This is a genomic window from Litorisediminicola beolgyonensis (genome assembly GCF_042679605.1).
Classification (GTDB): Bacteria; Pseudomonadota; Alphaproteobacteria; order Rhodobacterales; family Rhodobacteraceae; genus Litorisediminicola; species Litorisediminicola beolgyonensis.
In genome coordinates, this window is sequence record NZ_JBHTMU010000025.1 from 1 (window position 1) to 16,892 (window position 16,892).

Below are 16,892 nucleotides of genomic sequence, written 5' to 3' on the forward strand. Positions count from 1 at the left end.
GGCGCATGCGCTCGACGCAAGCGCCGCGGCGCATCTGGGCGATCTCGGCCCCGCCGCCACCGCCGTCACCGCGGCGCTCTCCACCGCGCGCCAGGAGCGCGCCGAGGCCGTGGCGCTCGAGACCCGGCATCTCGAGGACGAGCGGAAGCGCCTGACCGCGATCCTCTCAGAGGTTCCCATCGCCACCGTGCTGATCAATGGCAATGACCAGATCGTGCTCTATGACGGTCAGGCCGCCGAGATCCTGTCGCAGATCTCCGCGCCCCGGCTCAATGCGCCGATGTCGGATTATGTCGACCGCCGCGCGTTCGACCGCGCCAAGGCCCAGATGCGGTCGACCGGCAAATCCGTCGAGGCCGGGATGGCGACCGCCGACCGGGCTCTGACGCTCACCCTCACGATGACCCCGCTCGAGGCCGATTGCACGCTCATCTTCATCGACGCCGCCGAGGCGCGCATCGCCCCCGAGGCGCAGCGCCCGCTGACCTATGATTTCGCGCTTCTGGACCGCTCAAGCGAGACCGGGCTCGAGGAGGCGCCGCTATCGCGGCTCGATTTCTGCGTCTTCGATCTGGAGACGACGGGGCTCTTGCCGCACAAGGACGCGGTGGTGCAGATCGGCGCGCTCCGGGTGCTCCGGGGCCGCGTGGTCGAGACCGAGAGCTTCGACACGCTGGTCGATCCCGAACGCCCGATCCCGCCGGTCTCGACCAAGGTGCATGGCGTGACCGACGCGATGGTCGCGGGCGCGCCGAAGATCGCCGAGGCCGGTCGCGCATTGCACCGCTTCGCCCGGGACGGGGTGATCGTCGCCCATAACGCTCCCTTCGACCTGGCCTTTCTGCGCCGCCATCGCCGCGCCATGGGGGTCGATTGGGACATGCCGGTGGTCGACACGGTGCTGGTCTCGGCGGTGTTGTTCGGCACGACCGAGCCGCATGACCTCGACAGTCTCGCCGCGCGGCTCGGGGTCGAGCTGGCCGAGGCCGACCGCCACACCGCGCTCGGCGATGCCCGCGCGACCGCCCAGGTGCTCTGCCGGATGCTGCCGATGCTCGAGGCGCGCGGGATCGACCGGTTCGGCCGCCTGGTCACCGAGATGCGCAAGCATGGACGGCTGATCGCCGATCAGAACTGAGGTGCCTGCGACGTTGCGTCCCTTGCGGACGCGCTGTTTGACCATCATATTCATCTTATAGAATGTGATTCCACAAACGGAGATCTCGCCATGTTCACGCGCAATGTCGGCACGCTCGACCGGGTCCTTCGGATCGTCGTCGGAGTGGCCCTTCTCCTGGGCTTTTTCCTCATGCCCGACGCGGCCTATCGCTGGCTGTTCCTGATCGGCATCATGCCGCTGGCCACCGGGATTTTCGGGACCTGCGGGCTCTATTCCCTCTTCGGGATCAACACCTGCCAGAGCGGAACATAGCCCGCGCATCGGCGACGCTCCGCCCAAGGAGCGCTGCCCGCTGGAACGGTTGCCGGGGCAGAGGCATTTCCTTTCCGAACCAAGGAAAGAGACATGCCATGACCCGCATCATGACCACACTCGCGCTGGCGCTTGCCTGCGCCGCCGTCACCCCCGCCATCGCCGCCCCCAAGGGCTGCCCGCCGGGGCTCGCCAAGAAACAGAACGGCTGCACGCCTCCGGGCCTCGCCAAGAAGGGCGTGATCCGCGACGAGGACCGCTATGCCGAGGAGCAGCTTTACCGCTACGGGATCGGCGACCGGATCGACACCGATTACGTCGTGATCCGCGATCCGCGCCGCTACGATCTGGACCCGGGCGAGAGCTATTACCGCGTGGGCGAGACCGTCTACCGCGTCGATCGCGAGACCCGCGAGGTTCTGGACGTGATCGGGGCGCTGTCGACGATCCTGAACTGACCTGAGCCGGGAGCGGTCGCGCACCGGGATCGCTGCGCGATGCGAGAGGCGCTGCCTCTCGCGCTCTCCGGGATATTTCCGGACAGATGAAACATCGGGAAGGCGCCCGGCGCGGATGCGTGGGGCGCTTTCCGGCTGTCAGGCCTCGGCTTTCTTTTCCCAGCGGCCCGAGGCTTCGGACCAGTATTGCGCGGCGGCACCGGCACCGGTCAGTGCCTTCCACTGGGTGCGGGCCTGGGCGACGGCGGCTTCGTCATGGCCGTCGAAAAGGATGCAGACCCGCTCGAGCCGGGCGACCTCGCCTGCATCGACCCCGGCGCCGTCCACGGCCATGAGACAGGCGGGATCGTTCCTGGCCTCACCGGTGGTCAGGAGGATCGGTTGCGCCGCGTCATGCGGGCCGCCCGCGATGCCATGCGGCAGGAACCCGTCCTCGGGCCCGAGCCAGAGCGCCTGATCGAGCCAGTCGAGCCGCGCGGGATCGGGCGCGCGGAGCGCCACGCGCCAGCCCGCCTGCAGCGATTTGCCCAAGAGAAGCCGCAGCGTCTCGTCGAGGGGCGCGCGGGTCAGGTGGTAGAAATAGGCCGCACCCATCACCCCTGCTCGAAATGCTCGGCGATGAGGCGGTTGAGGGTCAGGACACCCCAGCCTGTCGCGCCCTTGGCCGAAAGCACCTGGTCCTTCGGCACATGCGCGACGCCCGCGATGTCGATATGGCACCAGGGCAGGTCGTCCTTCACGAAGCGCTTGAGGAATTCCGCCGCGGTCAGCGTGCCCGCCGGGCGGCCGCCCGAGTTCTTCACATCGGCGAGCGGGGTCTTGATGAGATCGGCATAGCCCGGACCGAAGGGCATGCGCCAGGCGCCCTCGCCCTCGGCCTTGGCCGCGGCGAGGAGATCCTCGGTGAAGCCGTCATCGGTCCCGAGAACCGCGGCATGATCGTGCCCGAGGGCGACGATGCAGGCCCCGGTCAGGGTGGCGAGGTCGATCATCGCGGCGGGCTTTTCGGTCTCCTGCGCGTACCAGAGCACGTCGGCCAGGACGAGACGGCCCTCGGCATCGGTGTTCACGATCTCGATCGTGTCGCCCTTCATCGAGGTGACGATATCGCCCGGGCGCGAGGCGCGCCCGTCGGGCATGTTCTCGACCAAGCCGACAAGGCCGGTGACATTGGCGCGGGCGTTGCGGCGCGCGAGCGCGCGCATCGTGCCCGCGACCACGCCGGCGCCGCCCATGTCCATGGTCATGGTCTCCATGCCCGCCGAGGGTTTCAGCGAGATGCCGCCGGTGTCGAAGACGACGCCCTTGCCGACAAGCGCGAGCGGCGCCTCGTCGCCGCCGCCCTTCCAGCGCATGACCACGAGTTTCGCGGGGCTTTCCGAACCCTGGCTGACCGAGAGGAACGAGCCCATGCCGAGCTCGCGCATGTGATCCTCTTCGAGGACCTCGACCTCGATGCCGAGCTCGGAGAGCGCCACGAGACGGGCGGCGAACTCGCTGGTGGTCAGGACGTTGGCGGGTTCGTTGACGAGATCGCGGGTGAAGCTGACGCCCTCGGCCAGGGCCAGCGCGGTGGCGGCGGCGGTCTCGGCGGCGTCGGGCTTGGCGGAGTGGATCGTCACCGCGCCCGGCGCGTCACCCTTGTCGGATTTGTGCCGGGTGAAGCGGTAGGAGCGCAGGACGAGGCCCAGCACGATCTCGGCGGTGTCGCCTCGGGCCTCGGCCAGCACAGTGAGCGCGGCGCTGCCGCCCGCGCGGGCGAGCGCCGATCCGGACTTGCGGGCGGCGGCGGTGTCGGCCTTCTTGTCGAGCTTGACGATGTCGATGCCGTCGGCCTCAAGCCCCGCGGGCCAGGCGAGCGAGAGCGCGTCGCCCTGCGCGAGCTTCTCGAAGCGCTCAGAACCCACGGCGCGCTCGAGCGCGCCCTTGCAGAGCTTGTTCAGCCGCCGCGCGCCGGGCGAGAGCTTGCCGTCGGCGGGCACGAAGACCGCGATCCGGCCCGGGGCCTTCGCCAGCGCGTCGAGATCGGTGGCGGTGAAGGACACGGGGCGCAGTTCGGTCATGGCTCATTCCTTGAAAGACGGGTCGGACCCAGAGGTATCGTCCGGGCCGGAGCTTGACCAGAGCGACCTTTCTCCGCCCCGAAACATGGGCTAGGGTCCGCGGCAACGAGACCTCGGGAGGCAAGGCGCGGCGTGGCGAGATTCGACAGATATCTCCTGTCCCGGCTGCTCGTGCTCTTCGGTTTCTTCACCCTGGTGCTGGTCGCGGTCTACTGGATCAACCGTGCGGTGGTGCTGTTCGACCGGCTGATCGCCGACGGGCAGTCGGCGGGCGTGGTGCTGGAGTTCACGCTCCTGTCGCTGCCCGGCGTGATCCTGTCGGTGCTGCCGATGTCGGCCTTCGCGGCCGCGGTCGCGGTCACCAACCGGCTGTCGAGCGACTCGGAGCTGACTGTGATGCGGGCGACGGGGTTCTCGCCCTGGCGGCTGGCGCGTCCGGTGCTGTTCTTCGGCCTCTTCGTGGGCTGCATGATGCTGGTCCTGAGCAACGTACTGGTGCCCTCGAGCCTTGCGCAGCTGCGCGACCGCGAGCTCGAGGTCTCGGGCGCGGTCAGCGCGCGGCTTTTGCGCGAGGGCAGCTTCCTGCATCCGTCGCGCGGGGTGACCTTCTACATCCGCGACATCACCGCCGAGGGCGAGCTTCTGGACGTCTATCTCTCCGACCGTCGCCAGGACGGGCGCGAGGTCACCTATACCGCCGAGAGCGCGGTGATCCTGCGCGACGATGACGAGACGCGGCTGATCCTCCTGAACGGGTTGGCGCAGACCTACGAGATCGGGACACGGCGGCTCTCGACCACGACCTTCGCGGATCTCACCTATGATGTCAGCGCGCTCATCGACGCGCGCGACAGCCGCAGGCCGGAACCCGACGAGCTGCCGACGCTGCTTCTCCTGACCGATCCCGAGGGCGTGTCGGAGCTCACGCGCGAGGATATCGGCGAGGTGTTCGAGGAGGCGCATACACGGCTGGCCATGCCGATCCTCGCGGTGGTGGCGTCGCTCGTGGGTTTCGCGGCGCTGATCGTGGGCGGGTTCAGCCGCTTCGGGCTGGGCAAGCAGATCGCCTTCGCGGTGCTGCTTCTGGTGCTGATCAAGATGGTCGAGAGCGCCGCGACGGCCGCGGTCCTGAAGACCGCGTCGCTCTGGCCGCTCACCTATGCCGCGCCGCTCTTCGGGCTGGTCCTGGTGGCGACGATGCTCGCCTGGGCAGCGCGCCCGCATCCGCCGCGCCGCCGGCTGCGCGAGGCCGAAGAGGCCGCGACATGATCCTGCATCTCTATTTCGCGCGGCGGTTTCTGCTCGTCTTTCTGGGTCTGTTCGGGGTGTTCTTCCTGTTCCTAGCGCTTCTCGACGTGGTCGATCTGTTGCGCCGGTTCGAGGGCGATCTCGCGCCCGGCGCGCTCTTCACCCTGACGCTGCTGAAAGCGCCCGAGGGGCTCTATCAGATGTTACCGCTGGTGATGATCCTGTCCTCCATCGCGGTGTTTCTGGCGCTCGCGCGCTCCTCGGAGCTTTTGATCGCGCGCGCGGCGGGGCGCTCGGGGCTGGTGGCGCTCCTGGGCCCTGCGCTTGTGTCGCTGCTCGTCGGCGCGGTGGCGGTCGCGGCGATGAACCCGATCGTCGCGGGCACGTCGAAGCGCTATTCCGACCTCGTCGAGCGCTACCGCAACGGCGGCACCGCGACGTTTTCCATCGGGGCCGAGGGGCTCTGGCTGCGGCAGGGCGACGACACCGGGCAGACGGTGATCCACGCCTCCCGGGCCACCCCGGATGCGACGCGCCTCTTCGAGGTGACCTTCGTCGAATACGGCTTCTCGGGCGGGCCGACGCGGCGGATCGAGGCCGAGGAGGCATGGCTCGAGGACGGCGCGTGGCAGCTTTCGAACACCAAGAGCTGGCCGCTCGGCGGCGGCGGCAACGCCGAGGGCGCCGCCGAAGAGGCGCCCCGGATGGAGCTCGCCTCGACCCTGACGCAGGACAGCATCCGCGACCGGTTCGGCCGCCCCTCGGCGGTGTCGATCTGGGCGCTTCCGGCCTTCATCTCGGAGCTCGAGCAGGCCGGCTTCTCGGCCCGGCGCTACGCCGTCTGGCTGCAGCTGGAACTGGCCCGGCCGATCTTTCTTCTGGCGCTGACGCTGGTTGGCGCCGGGCTCACCATGCGGCATACGCGCCTCGGGCGGACGGGAATTTCCGTGCTGACGGCGGTGCTTCTCGGGTTTGGACTATATTACGTGAGAAACTTTGCGCAGATCCTGGGTGAAAATGGCCAGATCGACCCCTACACCGCCGCCTGGATCCCGCCCGTGGCGGCGCTGATGATCGCCTTCGGCCTGATCCTGCACCGGGAGGACGGATGATGCGCGCGTTCTTTCTGTCGCTGCTCCTGGCGCTCGCGGCCCTGCCCGCCCGAGCGCAGAGCCCCGATCCGGCGCTTCTGGTCGCCGACAGCGTCCGGGTCGAGGGCGAGCGGCTGATCGCCACCGGTGCGGTCGAGGCGCTTTATGACGGCACGCGGCTCAATGCAGAGACCGTCGTCTACGACCGCGCCACGGACACGCTGCGTCTCACCGGGCCGATCCGGCTGACCGGGCCGGACGGCACGGTTCTGGTGGCCGACAGCGCGGCGCTCGACCGCGATTTCGAAAACGGTCTCCTGCGCGGCGCGCGGCTGGTTCTGGACGAGCAGCTGCAGCTCGCCGCGGTCGAGGCGCAGCGCGTCGGCGGGCGCTACACCCAGCTCAGCCGGGTCGCCGCCACCTCCTGCCAAGTCTGCGGACCGAACGACACGCCGCTCTGGCAGATCCGCGCCGACCGGGTGATCCATGACGAGATCGAGAAGCAGATCTACTTCGATCACGCGCAATTCCGCGTTCTCGACGTGCCGATCTTCTACATGCCGCGCCTCCGGATGCCCGATCCCACGCTGGAGCGCGCGCGGGGCGTTCTGGTCCCGACGCTGAGATCGTCGACGCTTCTGGGGTTCGGGATCAAGGTGCCCTATTTCATCCCGCTCGGACCCCATCGCGACATCACTCTGACGCCCTATGTCTCGCGCATCACCCGGACGCTGGAATACCGCTACCGGCAGGCGTTCCGCCGCGGCGATATCGAGATCAACGGCGCGTTCAGCCAGGACGACATCTCGGACGAGGGTCTGCGCGGCTACCTCTTCACCACCGGCGCCTTCGATCTGGGGCGCGGCGTGGCGCTCAGCTTCGATATCGAGACGACCTCGGACGACGCCTATCTCTCGGCGTATGACTATTCGTCGAAAGACCGGCTCGACAGCGCGCTGTCGCTGACCCGGACGCGCCCGGACAGCTATTCCGAGGCGGGGATCATCCATTACCAGACCCTGCGCGATGCCGAAAGCGACGCGACCCAGCCCTCGATCGTGATCGATCTGAACCACGAGCGGCGGGTGTTTCCGGCGCGGCTCGGCGGCGAGCTGCGGTTCGGGGCGCGGCTCCATTCGCATTACCGCTATTCCGACAGCGTCACCGACGGCGCGGATGCCGATGACATCATCGACGGGCGGGACGTCACGCGGCTTGCCGCCGATCTGAGCTGGCGCGACCGCTGGACGCTCGCGGGCGGGATGCGCGCGGGGCTGAGGCTGCATCTCTGGGCCGACCGCTTCGAGACCCGCCAGGATGCGGGCGCGCCCGAGAGCGCGTCGCAACTGACGCCGGGCGCGGCGCTGGAGCTGCGCTGGCCCTTCGCCGCGCGCGGCTCGAACGGCGCGCGCTACCTGCTCGAGCCGGTCGCGCAGCTGGGCTGGATGGGCGGCGAGCGGCTGGCGATCCCGAACGACGAAAGCTCCCGCGTCGAGTTCGACGAGGGCAATCTCCTGGCGCTGACGCGCTTCCCGGCGACCGATCGGCGCGAGCGTGGGGCCACGGCGGCGCTCGGGCTGCGCTGGCTCCGCGAGGGGCGCTCGGGCTCGACCGCGTCGCTGATCCTCGGCCGGGTCTGGCGCGAGGAGCCCGACCCCGATCTGAGCCTGTCTTCGGGGCTCTCGGGCGGGGCCTCGGATCTCCTGATCGCGGCGCAGGCGCGGCGGCCCGAAGGTTGGGATTTCCAGATCCGCGGCCTTCTCGACCCCCGGAGCGCGCAGTTCTTCAAGGCCGAGGCCCGCGCCGGATGGACCACCAGGCGCTTCGATCTCGCGGGCTCCTACCTGCTTCTGCCCAACGATCCGCAGGAGGATCGCAACGGTGCGCTGTCGGAATGGAGCGTCGACGGGCTCTACCGCGTCACCAAAGCGGTCTCGACCGAGGTCTATGGCCGCTACGACGTCACCGACGACCGGTTCGCGCGCGCCGGCGCCAGCCTCACCTGGCAGAACGAGTGCGTGCGCGCGCGGTTTTCGGTCTCGCGCCGCTTTGCCTCATCCACTAACGTAGAACCATCCACGGATTTCGGCCTGACCGTCGCGCTGAAAGGCTTCAGCACCGGCGGCAGTGCCAAGGAGAGCAGACCTACATGCCCCTGAAGACCACATTCGCCGCGCTTCGCGTTCTGGCCCTCGCCGTCCTGCCGCTGACTGCCCTGCCTTTGGGTGGTGTCGCCCCGGCGGCCGCGCAGGGCCTGTTTTCGCCCGCGATCACCGTCAATGACAGCGTCATCACCGGCTACGAATTGCAGCAGCGCGCCCAGATGCTGACGCTCCTGAACGCGCCGGGCAATCCTCAGACGCTGGCGCGCGAACAACTGGTCGACGACCGTCTGCGGCTGCAGGCGGCGCGCGCCGCGGGGTTCGATCCGAGCCGCGAGGAAATCCTCGAAGGCATGGAAGAGTTCGCGGGCCGGGCCAATCTCAGCCGCGAAGAGTTCACCCGGGCGCTGGCCGGGGGCGGCGTGGCCGAGGAGACCTTCTACGATTTCGTTCGCGCGGGCCTGGCCTGGCGGCAGTTCGTGCAGGCCCGCTTCGCCCGCGACAGCGCGGTGAGCGAGGCCGAGGTCGACCGGGCGCTGTCCTCGTCGGCGGATGGCTCGAACGTGCGCGTGCTTCTGTCGGAGATCATCATGCCCGCCCCGCCGCCGCAGGCCGCGCAGGTCCGCGCCCGGGCCGAGCAGATCGCGCAGACGCGCTCGGAGGCGGAGTTCTCCGCCTATGCGCGCCAGTTTTCCGCGACCGCGACGCGCGGCAGCGGCGGACGTCTGCCCTGGCAGAACCTGACCGATCTGCCGCCCGCGCTCCAGCCCATCGTGCTGGGTCTCGCGCCGGGCGAGGTGACCGATCCGCTGCCGATCCCGAACGCCGTGGCGCTCTTCCAGCTGCGCGGCATCGAAGAGGCGGGCTACAGCGCGCCCGAGATCGCCGCGGTGGAATATGCCGCCTATTACCTGCCCGGCGGGCGCACCGCCGAGACGCTGGCGCGCGCGCGGGTGATCGACAGCAAGACCGACCGCTGCGACGATCTTTACGGGATCGCCAAGGGGCAGGATCCCTCGGTCCTCCAGCGCGAGACGCTGCCGCCCGCGCAGGTGCCCACGGATATCGCCTTCGAGCTCTCCAAGCTCGATCCCGGCGAGATCTCGACCGCTCTGACGCGCAACAACGGGCAGACGCTGATGGTGCTGATGCTCTGCGGGCGCACCAATGCGGTCGCCGAGACGGCGGATCGCGAGCAGTTGACGCTCGGGCTGCGCAACCGCCGGGTCACGGCGCTGGCCGATGGCTATCTCGCGCAGCTCCGCGCCGACGCCCGCATCATCGAGCGATGAGCCCCGCGCCTCTCGCCGTCTCCTGCGGCGAACCGGCGGGGATCGGACCGGAGCTTGCCGCTGCGGCCTGGTCGGTGCTCGGCGCGTCCCTGCCCTTCGCCTGGATCGGCGACCCGGGCCATCTGCCCGAGGGCACGCCGCTGGTCGAGATCGGCTCGGTCGCGGAGGCCGCGGAGGCGGCCTCGGACGGGGTGCCGGTGCTGCCCTTGGCCTTTCCGGGCAAGCGCACGCCCGGGGCGCCGCAGCCCGCGCAGGCCGCGAAGGTCGTGGAAAGCATCGAGACCGGCGTGCGTCTGGTGACAGAGGGCGCGGCCTCGGGCCTCTGCACGCTGCCGATCCACAAGCAGGCGCTGCAGGACGGGGCGGGCTTCGGTTTTCCGGGCCATACCGAGTTCCTGCGCGATCTCGCGGGCGTCCCCGAGGTGGTGATGATGCTGGCCTCGGACCGGCTGCGGGTGGTCCCGGCGACGATCCACATCGCGCTGTCGGAGGTGCCCCGCGCGTTGACAGCCGAGCTTCTGGAGACGCGGCTTCGGATCACCCATGACGGGTTGCGGCGGCTCTTCGGCCTCTCCCGGCCGCGGATTGCGGTCGCCGGTCTCAACCCCCATGCGGGCGAAGGCGGCAAGATGGGGCGCGAGGAGATCGAGATCATCACGCCGGTGCTGGAGAAGCTTCGAGCGGAGGGCCTCGACCTCGCCGGGCCGCTCTCGGCGGACACGATGTTCCACGACACCGCCCGCGCGCGCTACGACGCCGCGGTGGCGATGTATCACGACCAGGCGCTGATCCCGATCAAGACGCTCGATTTCGACCGGGGCGTGAACCTGACGCTGGGCCTGCCCTTCATCCGCACCTCGCCCGATCACGGCACCGCCTTCGACATCGCCGGAACGGGGCGCGCCAACCCCGCCTCGACGCTGGCCGCGCTGCGGCTGGCCTGGGACCTCGCGGGGCGGCGGGCATGAGCGCCATCGACGGCCTGCCGCCGCTCCGCGCGGTGATCGCGGAGCACGGTCTCTCGGCGAAAAAGGCGCTCGGGCAGAACTTCCTTCTGGACCTGAACCTGACCGCCAAGATCGCGCGGCAGGCGGGCGATCTGAGCGGGCTCGACGTGCTTGAGATCGGCCCCGGCCCCGGCGGGTTGACGCGCGGGCTTCTGGCCGAAGGGGCGCGCAAGGTGCTCGCGGTCGAGAAGGATGCGCGCTGTCTTCCGGCGCTCGCGCAGATCGCCGAGGCCTATCCCGGGCGGCTCGAGGTGGTCGAGGGCGACGCGCTGGAGATCAACCCGCTGGAGCGGCTGACCCCGCCGATCGCGATCTGCGCGAACCTGCCCTACAATGTCGGCACCGAGCTTCTGGTGCGCTGGCTGACACCCGAGACCTGGCCTCCGGTCTGGTCCTCGCTGACGCTGATGTTCCAGCGCGAGGTGGCCGAGCGCATATGCGCGGCACCCGGGTCCAAGGCCTATGGGCGGCTCGCGATCCTCGCGCAATGGCGCTCTGAGGCGCGGATCGTGATGTCGCTGCCGCCCGAGGCGTTCACGCCGCCGCCGAAGATCTCCTCGGCGGTGGTGCATCTGACCGCCCTGCCCGAGCCGCGCTTTCCGGCGCCCGCGAAGCGCCTGGAGCGCGTCGTGGCCGCCGCCTTCAACCAGAGGCGCAAGATGCTGCGCGCGGCGCTCAAGGGTCTTCATCCGCAGATCGAGGAAAAGCTCGAAGCGGCGGGGATCGCGCCCACCGAGCGCGCCGAGCAGGTGCCGCTGGAGCGGTTCTGCGCGCTGGCGCGGGTGCTCGAGGAGGGCTGAGGCCAGAGCTTCGCAAATGAAAAAGCCGCGCCTCGATGGGCGCGGCTTTAAAAATTCTGATATCCGGGCGCTTACTCGGCGGCGTTGTCCGCCTTGGGTGCATCCGAGGCCTTCCGGCGCGGTTTGCGCTTGGGCTTCTGCGAGGCGTTCTCGGGCGTGTCGACCAGACCGCTGTCTTCGTCATCCTCGGAGAGATCGACCACGTCGGTGCTGCTCGAGCTTTCGCCGAACTCGGGTTCGATCACCTCGGCCCCGCCACCGCCGCCGCCCCGGCGACGCTTGGGCGCCTTGGTCTCCGGCTGCTCGGAGGCCTCGGGGCTGCCATCGTGCTGGCCGCCGCCCGATCCGTTGCCGCCATCGGAATGGCCATTGTTGCCACCGTTGTTGTCATTGCCGCCGTTGTCGTCCTGGCGGTCCGAGCGCTCGCGGTCGCGCTGCGCCTGGCGTTCGCGGTTCTCGCGTTCCTGCTGCTCGCGGCGCTCGTTCTGTTCGCGCTGCGCTTCGCTCAGCATCCGAAGGTAATGCTCGGCATGCTGCTGGAAGTTCTCGGTGGCCACGCGGTCACCGCTCAGCTGGGAGTCGCGGGCAAGCTGGTTGTACTTGTCGATGATCTGCTGCGGCGTGCCGCGCACCTTGCCGTCCGGACCGGAGCTGTCGAAAACCCGGTTGACGACGTTCCCGACCGTATTCCGGTTGCGGTTGGACTTCGACCGCGAGCGTTTGTTCGAGGATCGCATGAGGTGATTTCAGTCCTGTCTTTGACTGTTCCGGTGATCCGTGAGGCGCTCTGTGCTGCGCCCGTTGCGTCCGGATCACGTCGCTGTATGGCTTGGTGTCGGGCGGGACCGCCCAAAAGGCATCCGCCGTCCCGACTGATCCCGAGTAACCATGTCCGGATCGCTTTCACAAGGGCAAATAGCGTCAAATGGGCGGAATCCCACCGAACGGGGCCCTGAATCACACGGATTCGGCCAGAACGACACGGTCTCGGCCATCGAGATCGGGCAGAACGCGCAGCCGCGAGAGCCCCGCGGCGGCGAAGATCTGCGTCACGTCCGCGGCCTGCGTGGCCCCGATCTCGACCAGAAGACGGCCTCCGGGCAGGAGCCGCTCGGCGGCGCCCTCGGCGATGATGCGGTAGGCCGAGAGCCCGTCACCCTCGTCAGTCAGCGCCATGCGCGGCTCGTGAAAGCGCAACTCGGGCGCGAGCCCCGCCATCTCGTGGGCGGCGATATAGGGCGGGTTCGACACGATCAGATCGTAGCGCGCCTCGCCGAGCGCGTCGTACCAGCAGCCCTCGATCAGCTCGGCGCGGTGTTCGAGCCGCATGGCGTTGCGGTTCCAGAACGCCACCTCGAGCGCGGCGGCGCTCAGATCAACGCCGGTGCCGAGACTGTCCTCGCGCTCGGCCAGGAGCGTCAGGAGAATGCAGCCCGAGCCGGTGCCGAGATCGAGCACACGGGCGTAGGGCTCGGCCAGCGCGGCCTCGATCAGAGTCTCGGTCTCGGGGCGCGGGTCGAGCACATCGCGCGACACCAGGAACTCGCGCCCGTAGAAGAGCCTGCGTCCGATCAGGTGCGAGACCGGCACCCGGTCGGCGCGGCGGTCGATCATCACCCGGTAGACCACGGTCAGATCCGGCGCGACGGGCTCGGGCAGAAAGAGCGTCAGCCGTCCGGGCGGAACCTTGAGCACATGCGCCAGAAGCCGCCGCGCATCGCGGCCCGGATCGGGGACGCCCGCCTCGGTCAGCCGCTGCGTCGCTTCGGCGAGGATCTGCGATCCGGTCAGGGCCGCGCTCATGCGCCCATCTCGGCCAGCTGCGCGGCCTGCGCATCGGCGGTCAGGGCGTCGATGACCTCGTCCAGATCGCCCTGCATCACCTGGTCGAGCTTGTAGAGCGTGAGCCCGATGCGGTGATCGGTAAGGCGGCCCTGAGGGAAATTGTAGGTGCGGATGCGCTCGGACCGGTCGCCCGAGCCGACCTGCGCCTTGCGGTCGGCGGAGCGTTCCGAGGCGGCGCGCTGGCGTTCGGCATCGTAGAGCCGCGCGCGGAGCACGTTCATGGCGATCTCGCGGTTGCGGTGCTGGCTCTTCTCGGAGGAGGTCACGACGATGCCGGTCGGAAGATGGGTAATGCGCACCGCGCTGTCGGTGGTGTTGACGTGCTGGCCGCCGGCGCCGGAGCTGCGCATCGTGTCGATCCGGAGATCGTTCGGGTCGATGGCGATATCGACCTCCTGGGCCTCGGGCAGGACCGCGACGGTGGCGGCGGAGGTGTGGATGCGGCCCCCGGATTCGGTCGCGGGCACGCGCTGCACGCGGTGCACGCCGCTCTCGTATTTCAGCCGCGCAAAGACGTTGTCGCCCTCGATCCGGGCGACCAACTCGCGCAGGCCGCCGAGTTCCGAGGTCTGTTCCTCGATCACCTCGACCCGCCAGCCGCGGGCCTCGGCGTAGCGCAGATACATCCGGTAGAGATCGGCGGCGAAAAGAGCCGCCTCCTCGCCGCCAGTGCCGGGGCGAATCTCGAGGATGGCGGGCCGGGCGTCGGCGGCGTCGCGCGGCAGAAGCGCGATCTGGAGCGCGGCCTCGGCCTCGGGCAGCTCGGCCCTGATCGCGGCCAGTTCCTCTTCGGCCAGCGCCCGCATCTCGGGGTCGTCGAGCATCGCCTGCGCATCGCGCCGCGCCTCGACGAGGCTGCGCCAGGCGCCGATCTGAGAAACGACGGGTTTCAACTCGGCATATTCGCGGCCCAGGGCGGCGATATCGCCCTCGCCCGTGGCAAGGCGCGCCTCGAGATACTCGAACCGCTCAACGATCTGGGAAAGGCGCTCTTCAGGAACCATGGATGCGGTTCCTTGCCGATCCACCCGGTCCGGTCAAGCCCGGGACGCATCGGACCGGGTCGAGGCGGGGTCTCGGGGCGGTCGGTTGGCGGCGCGGTTATGCGTCCGGGCCGATCTGGAGCGGGTAAATGGACCTGCGCAGCTACGGCACCGACACCGCTCGCGGCGGCGTCTCACGGCGCGAAATCCGCGCTCACTCCGACCTCCGCCGACGGGAAAAACCGTGCTATGATCGCGCTATGCGCCTGATCCTGTCCCTCTTCGTCGCCGCGGCCCCCGGTCTTGCCGGTGCGGATGTCACGACCCCGGGCGGGCGGACGATTCCGTGCTACTGCACCGGCAGCCATGGCGAGCGGATCGAGCTGGGCGAGATGATCTGCCTGCATGTCGACGGCCGCAGCTTCACCGCGCAATGCCAGATGTCGCTGAACGTGCCGATGTGGCGCGAGCTTTACGAGGGGTGTCTGTCGTCCGAAGCGCCGCGCCTGCCGGATCACTCGCCGCGCGACAGTTCCTGAAGCCAGCCTTCGGCGCGGGCGCGGTTGACGCCCATGTCGGACTGGCCGAAGCGCGAGCGCGACCAGAGCTCGACCACGCCATCGCCCAACTGGATGGTGGTGTAATCGGGGAAGCCCATCCATTTCGACCGGGTGATATAGGTCACGCGGCCTTCCTCGGGGCTTCCGGCCAGAAGGTCGGTGCGCGGCGTGGCGAGTATGATGTGATCGAGGCGGCGGAACACGTCCTCGCCCCCCTCGATCCGGCGACGCACTTGGTTCGCGCCGTCCTGATCGGCGGTCACCTTGGGATCGACATGCCAGTCCTCCGCGGGCGACGGCGCAAGGCGCACCCAGGCGGCTGCAGCTATGGCGGCGAGGATCAGAAGGATGAACAGCTTTTTCACGGCGACTCTTTCGATAGCGGTGTCGTTCCGACCTATCACAGTGATCCGCCGGGTCGAGGGGCGGCACGGGGCGCGGGCGCGGAACCGGCAATTTCCTGCGCTCCGCCGCATGGGAGTGCACGAGGTCCGGGCAGAATCTAGGGCGGGCCTCTCGGGGGCTCTATGGGCAAAGGCGTCCCGGCCTGGGTCGACCCAGCCCCGCGCGCGTCCTTCCGGATCGAGAGACGCGCGCGCATTTTCCTGCTAAACTCGCGGCATGGACCAGTTGATCACCCTGCTTGCCGCGTTCGACGACGCCCTCACCGCGTTCATCTCGGAATCCAAGCTTCCGTCCCTAGTGCTGCTCTTCGCCGTGGTCTTCGCGCTGTTCTGGCTCTTCGGCAGCCGTCGCTCCGCCGACGGGGCGACGGGCGATTACGGCGATTATGACGGCGGCTGCGATGGCGGCGACGGCGGCGACTGATCCCGCCGGGATCTAGCCGCGCGCGTGGCGGGTCTCGATCAGCCGCGCGAAGAAGCTCGCGCCGATCGGGGCGACCCGGTCGTTGAAATCGAACTCCGGGTGATGCACCGACGGCCCCTTGCCCTGGCCGAGAAACAGAAACGCCCCCGGCCGCGCTTCGAGCATGAAGGAGAAATCCTCGGCCCCCATCTCGGGCGGCACATTGGCATCGACCAGCGCCTCTCCGACGATGTCGCCTGCGATGCCCGCGGCCCAGTTTGCCTGATCGGCGTGATTGATCGTGGGCGGATAGTTGCGGCGGTAATCGATCTCGACGCCAAGCCCGTAGGCCTCGGCGATGCTGCGGCAGAGCTCGCCGATCCGGCGCTCGGCCAGGTCCCGGGTCGCGGCGTCGAAGCTGCGCACCGTGCCGCCCATCGTCACACGCGACGGGATCACGTTCGAGGCCGAGCCGCCATGGAGCTTGGTCAGCGACACGACCAGAGGCTGGCGCGGATCGGCATTGCGCGACACCACGGTCTGGAGCGCCTGCCCGAGCGCCAGAGCGCCCGGGATCGGGTCGATGCAATCCTGCGGATAGGCGCCGTGGCCGCCCTTGCCGGTCAGGACGAGATCGAAATCGTCGACCGCCGCCATGAGCGCGCCGGGCGCGGTCGAAAACCGCCCCTCCTCGGAGAACGGATCGCAATGGAGCGCGTAGACCTCTTCGATGCCGAAGCGGTCCATGACGCCCTCTTCGACCATGATCCGGCCGCCGCCAATGGTCTCTTCGGCGGGCTGGAAGAGGAGCACGACGCGGCCGGTGAAATTGCGGGTCTCGACCAGATAGCGCGCCGCACCGAGAAGCATGGTCGTGTGGCCGTCATGGCCGCAGGCATGCATCCGTCCCGGCACGGTCGAGGCCCAGTCCGCGCCGGTTTCCTCGTCCATCGGAAGCGCGTCCATATCGGCGCGAAGGCCGGTCACGGGCCCCGGCCCCTGCCCTTCGATCACGGCGACGACACCGGTCTCGGCGATGCCTTCATGGATCGCGTCGACACCGATCTCGCGCAGGCGCGCGACGACGAAACCGGCGGTCTCGTGGCAGTCGAGACCGAGCTCGGGATGGGCGTGCAGGTGACGGCGCCAGGCGGTGAGATCGTCGGAGAACCCGGCGATGCGGTTGAGAACGGGCATGTGCTGG

At 69.2% G+C, this 16,892-nt stretch carries 18 protein-coding genes; 11 read left to right on the forward strand and 7 right to left on the reverse strand.

Annotation, left to right across the window (positions count from 1 at the left end):
• The 3 genes from ACFQ4E_RS13440 to ACFQ4E_RS13450 form a co-directional block, all read left to right on the forward strand.
• Positions 1-1,138, forward strand: a 1,138-nt coding sequence (locus ACFQ4E_RS13440; RefSeq protein WP_386804386.1) for a 3'-5' exonuclease, incomplete at its 5' end; no start/stop codon positions are given.
• 90 nt (positions 1,139-1,228) lie between these two features.
• Entirely contained in the window at positions 1,229-1,432 is a 204-nt protein-coding gene (locus ACFQ4E_RS13445; RefSeq protein WP_386804388.1) for a YgaP family membrane protein, read from the forward strand.
• A 98-nt stretch (positions 1,433-1,530) separates the two neighbouring features.
• Positions 1,531-1,890: an excinuclease ABC subunit A gene (locus ACFQ4E_RS13450; RefSeq protein ID WP_386804390.1), complete on the forward strand. Its 360-nt coding sequence runs from the start codon at positions 1,531-1,533 to the stop codon at positions 1,888-1,890.
• Between the two features lie 138 nt (positions 1,891-2,028).
• On the opposite strand, the gene ACFQ4E_RS13455 is transcribed toward ACFQ4E_RS13450, so the two are convergent.
• Both ACFQ4E_RS13455 and ACFQ4E_RS13460 read right to left on the reverse strand, forming a co-directional pair.
• Positions 2,029-2,484, reverse strand: coding sequence for a DNA polymerase III subunit chi (locus ACFQ4E_RS13455; protein WP_386804392.1), 456 nt, complete (start codon positions 2,482-2,484; stop codon positions 2,029-2,031).
• Complete coding sequence (locus tag ACFQ4E_RS13460) at positions 2,484-3,953, reverse strand: leucyl aminopeptidase (RefSeq protein ID WP_386804394.1); 1,470 nt, start codon at positions 3,951-3,953, stop codon at positions 2,484-2,486. The genes ACFQ4E_RS13455 and ACFQ4E_RS13460 overlap by 1 nt, the downstream gene beginning before the upstream one ends.
• A gap of 132 nt (positions 3,954-4,085) precedes the next feature.
• On the opposite strand from ACFQ4E_RS13460, the gene lptF reads away from it, so the two are divergent.
• Genes lptF through rsmA form a run of 6 tightly spaced genes read left to right on the forward strand, consistent with a single transcriptional unit; the run spans position 4,086 to position 11,493 of the window.
• Positions 4,086-5,222: an LPS export ABC transporter permease LptF gene (lptF, locus tag ACFQ4E_RS13465; RefSeq protein WP_386804396.1), complete on the forward strand. Its 1,137-nt coding sequence runs from the start codon at positions 4,086-4,088 to the stop codon at positions 5,220-5,222.
• Positions 5,219-6,313 (forward strand): LPS export ABC transporter permease LptG, encoded by a 1,095-nt coding sequence (lptG, locus tag ACFQ4E_RS13470; RefSeq protein ID WP_386804398.1) that lies wholly within the window; start codon positions 5,219-5,221, stop codon positions 6,311-6,313. Before lptF ends, lptG begins: the two co-directional genes overlap by 4 nt.
• Positions 6,313-8,451: an LPS-assembly protein LptD gene (locus ACFQ4E_RS13475; protein ID WP_386804400.1), complete on the forward strand. Its 2,139-nt coding sequence runs from the start codon at positions 6,313-6,315 to the stop codon at positions 8,449-8,451. Before lptG ends, ACFQ4E_RS13475 begins: the two co-directional genes overlap by 1 nt.
• Positions 8,442-9,686, forward strand: coding sequence for a peptidylprolyl isomerase (locus ACFQ4E_RS13480; protein ID WP_386804401.1), 1,245 nt, complete (start codon positions 8,442-8,444; stop codon positions 9,684-9,686). The genes ACFQ4E_RS13475 and ACFQ4E_RS13480 overlap by 10 nt, the downstream gene beginning before the upstream one ends.
• Complete coding sequence (pdxA, locus tag ACFQ4E_RS13485; protein WP_386804403.1) at positions 9,683-10,654, forward strand: 4-hydroxythreonine-4-phosphate dehydrogenase PdxA; 972 nt, start codon at positions 9,683-9,685, stop codon at positions 10,652-10,654. Before ACFQ4E_RS13480 ends, pdxA begins: the two co-directional genes overlap by 4 nt.
• Positions 10,651-11,493, forward strand: coding sequence for a 16S rRNA (adenine(1518)-N(6)/adenine(1519)-N(6))-dimethyltransferase RsmA (gene rsmA, locus ACFQ4E_RS13490; protein ID WP_386804405.1), 843 nt, complete (start codon positions 10,651-10,653; stop codon positions 11,491-11,493). The genes pdxA and rsmA overlap by 4 nt, the downstream gene beginning before the upstream one ends.
• A gap of 71 nt (positions 11,494-11,564) precedes the next feature.
• On the opposite strand, the gene ACFQ4E_RS13495 is transcribed toward rsmA, so the two are convergent.
• From ACFQ4E_RS13495 to prfA, 3 genes are all read right to left on the reverse strand, one after another.
• Positions 11,565-12,230, reverse strand: coding sequence for a DUF4167 domain-containing protein (locus tag ACFQ4E_RS13495; protein ID WP_386804407.1), 666 nt, complete (start codon positions 12,228-12,230; stop codon positions 11,565-11,567).
• 220 nt (positions 12,231-12,450) lie between these two features.
• Positions 12,451-13,296, reverse strand: coding sequence for a peptide chain release factor N(5)-glutamine methyltransferase (gene prmC, locus ACFQ4E_RS13500; protein WP_386804409.1), 846 nt, complete (start codon positions 13,294-13,296; stop codon positions 12,451-12,453).
• Entirely contained in the window at positions 13,293-14,342 is a 1,050-nt protein-coding gene (gene prfA / locus ACFQ4E_RS13505; RefSeq protein WP_386804411.1) for a peptide chain release factor 1, read from the reverse strand. Before prfA ends, prmC begins: the two co-directional genes overlap by 4 nt.
• A 239-nt stretch (positions 14,343-14,581) precedes the next feature.
• Between prfA and ACFQ4E_RS13510 the strand changes: the two genes are divergently transcribed.
• Positions 14,582-14,860, forward strand: coding sequence for a hypothetical protein (locus ACFQ4E_RS13510; RefSeq protein WP_386804413.1), 279 nt, complete (start codon positions 14,582-14,584; stop codon positions 14,858-14,860).
• On the opposite strand, the gene ACFQ4E_RS13515 is transcribed toward ACFQ4E_RS13510, so the two are convergent.
• A complete protein-coding gene (locus ACFQ4E_RS13515; protein ID WP_386804415.1) occupies positions 14,836-15,246 on the reverse strand; it encodes a DUF1499 domain-containing protein in 411 nt (136 codons plus the stop codon). The genes ACFQ4E_RS13510 and ACFQ4E_RS13515 overlap by 25 nt on opposite strands.
• A 256-nt stretch (positions 15,247-15,502) precedes the next feature.
• Here ACFQ4E_RS13515 and ACFQ4E_RS13520 point away from each other — a divergent pair, with 256 nt between their 5' ends.
• On the forward strand, positions 15,503-15,709 hold the full coding sequence (locus ACFQ4E_RS13520; RefSeq protein WP_386804417.1) for a hypothetical protein: 207 nt from the start codon (positions 15,503-15,505) through the stop codon (positions 15,707-15,709).
• Positions 15,710-15,721: 12 nt separating this feature from the next.
• On the opposite strand, the gene ACFQ4E_RS13525 is transcribed toward ACFQ4E_RS13520, so the two are convergent.
• Positions 15,722-16,885, reverse strand: a complete 1,164-nt coding sequence (locus ACFQ4E_RS13525; protein WP_386804419.1) for a M20 aminoacylase family protein — start codon at positions 16,883-16,885, stop codon at positions 15,722-15,724.
• Positions 16,886-16,892 lie beyond the last annotated feature (7 nt).

Bases quoted from the DNA above. Each gene is read 5' to 3' on its own strand.
- ACFQ4E_RS13445 (WP_386804388.1), top strand. From the start codon at position 1,229: ATGTTCACGCGCAATGTCGGCACGCTCGACCGGGTCCTTCGGATCGTC.
- ACFQ4E_RS13450 (WP_386804390.1), top strand. From the start codon at position 1,531: ATGACCCGCATCATGACCACACTCGCGCTGGCGCTTGCCTGCGCCGCC.
- ACFQ4E_RS13455 (WP_386804392.1), bottom strand. From the start codon at position 2,484: ATGGGTGCGGCCTATTTCTACCACCTGACCCGCGCGCCCCTCGACGAG.
- ACFQ4E_RS13460 (WP_386804394.1), bottom strand. From the start codon at position 3,953: ATGACCGAACTGCGCCCCGTGTCCTTCACCGCCACCGATCTCGACGCG.
- lptG (WP_386804398.1), top strand. From the start codon at position 5,219: ATGATCCTGCATCTCTATTTCGCGCGGCGGTTTCTGCTCGTCTTTCTG.
- ACFQ4E_RS13475 (WP_386804400.1), top strand. From the start codon at position 6,313: ATGCGCGCGTTCTTTCTGTCGCTGCTCCTGGCGCTCGCGGCCCTGCCC.
- ACFQ4E_RS13480 (WP_386804401.1), top strand. From the start codon at position 8,442: ATGCCCCTGAAGACCACATTCGCCGCGCTTCGCGTTCTGGCCCTCGCC.
- pdxA (WP_386804403.1), top strand. From the start codon at position 9,683: ATGAGCCCCGCGCCTCTCGCCGTCTCCTGCGGCGAACCGGCGGGGATC.
- rsmA (WP_386804405.1), top strand. From the start codon at position 10,651: ATGAGCGCCATCGACGGCCTGCCGCCGCTCCGCGCGGTGATCGCGGAG.
- ACFQ4E_RS13495 (WP_386804407.1), bottom strand. From the start codon at position 12,230: ATGCGATCCTCGAACAAACGCTCGCGGTCGAAGTCCAACCGCAACCGG.
- prmC (WP_386804409.1), bottom strand. From the start codon at position 13,296: ATGAGCGCGGCCCTGACCGGATCGCAGATCCTCGCCGAAGCGACGCAG.
- prfA (WP_386804411.1), bottom strand. From the start codon at position 14,342: ATGGTTCCTGAAGAGCGCCTTTCCCAGATCGTTGAGCGGTTCGAGTAT.
- ACFQ4E_RS13510 (WP_386804413.1), top strand. From the start codon at position 14,582: ATGCGCCTGATCCTGTCCCTCTTCGTCGCCGCGGCCCCCGGTCTTGCC.
- ACFQ4E_RS13520 (WP_386804417.1), top strand. From the start codon at position 15,503: ATGGACCAGTTGATCACCCTGCTTGCCGCGTTCGACGACGCCCTCACC.
- ACFQ4E_RS13525 (WP_386804419.1), bottom strand. From the start codon at position 16,885: ATGCCCGTTCTCAACCGCATCGCCGGGTTCTCCGACGATCTCACCGCC.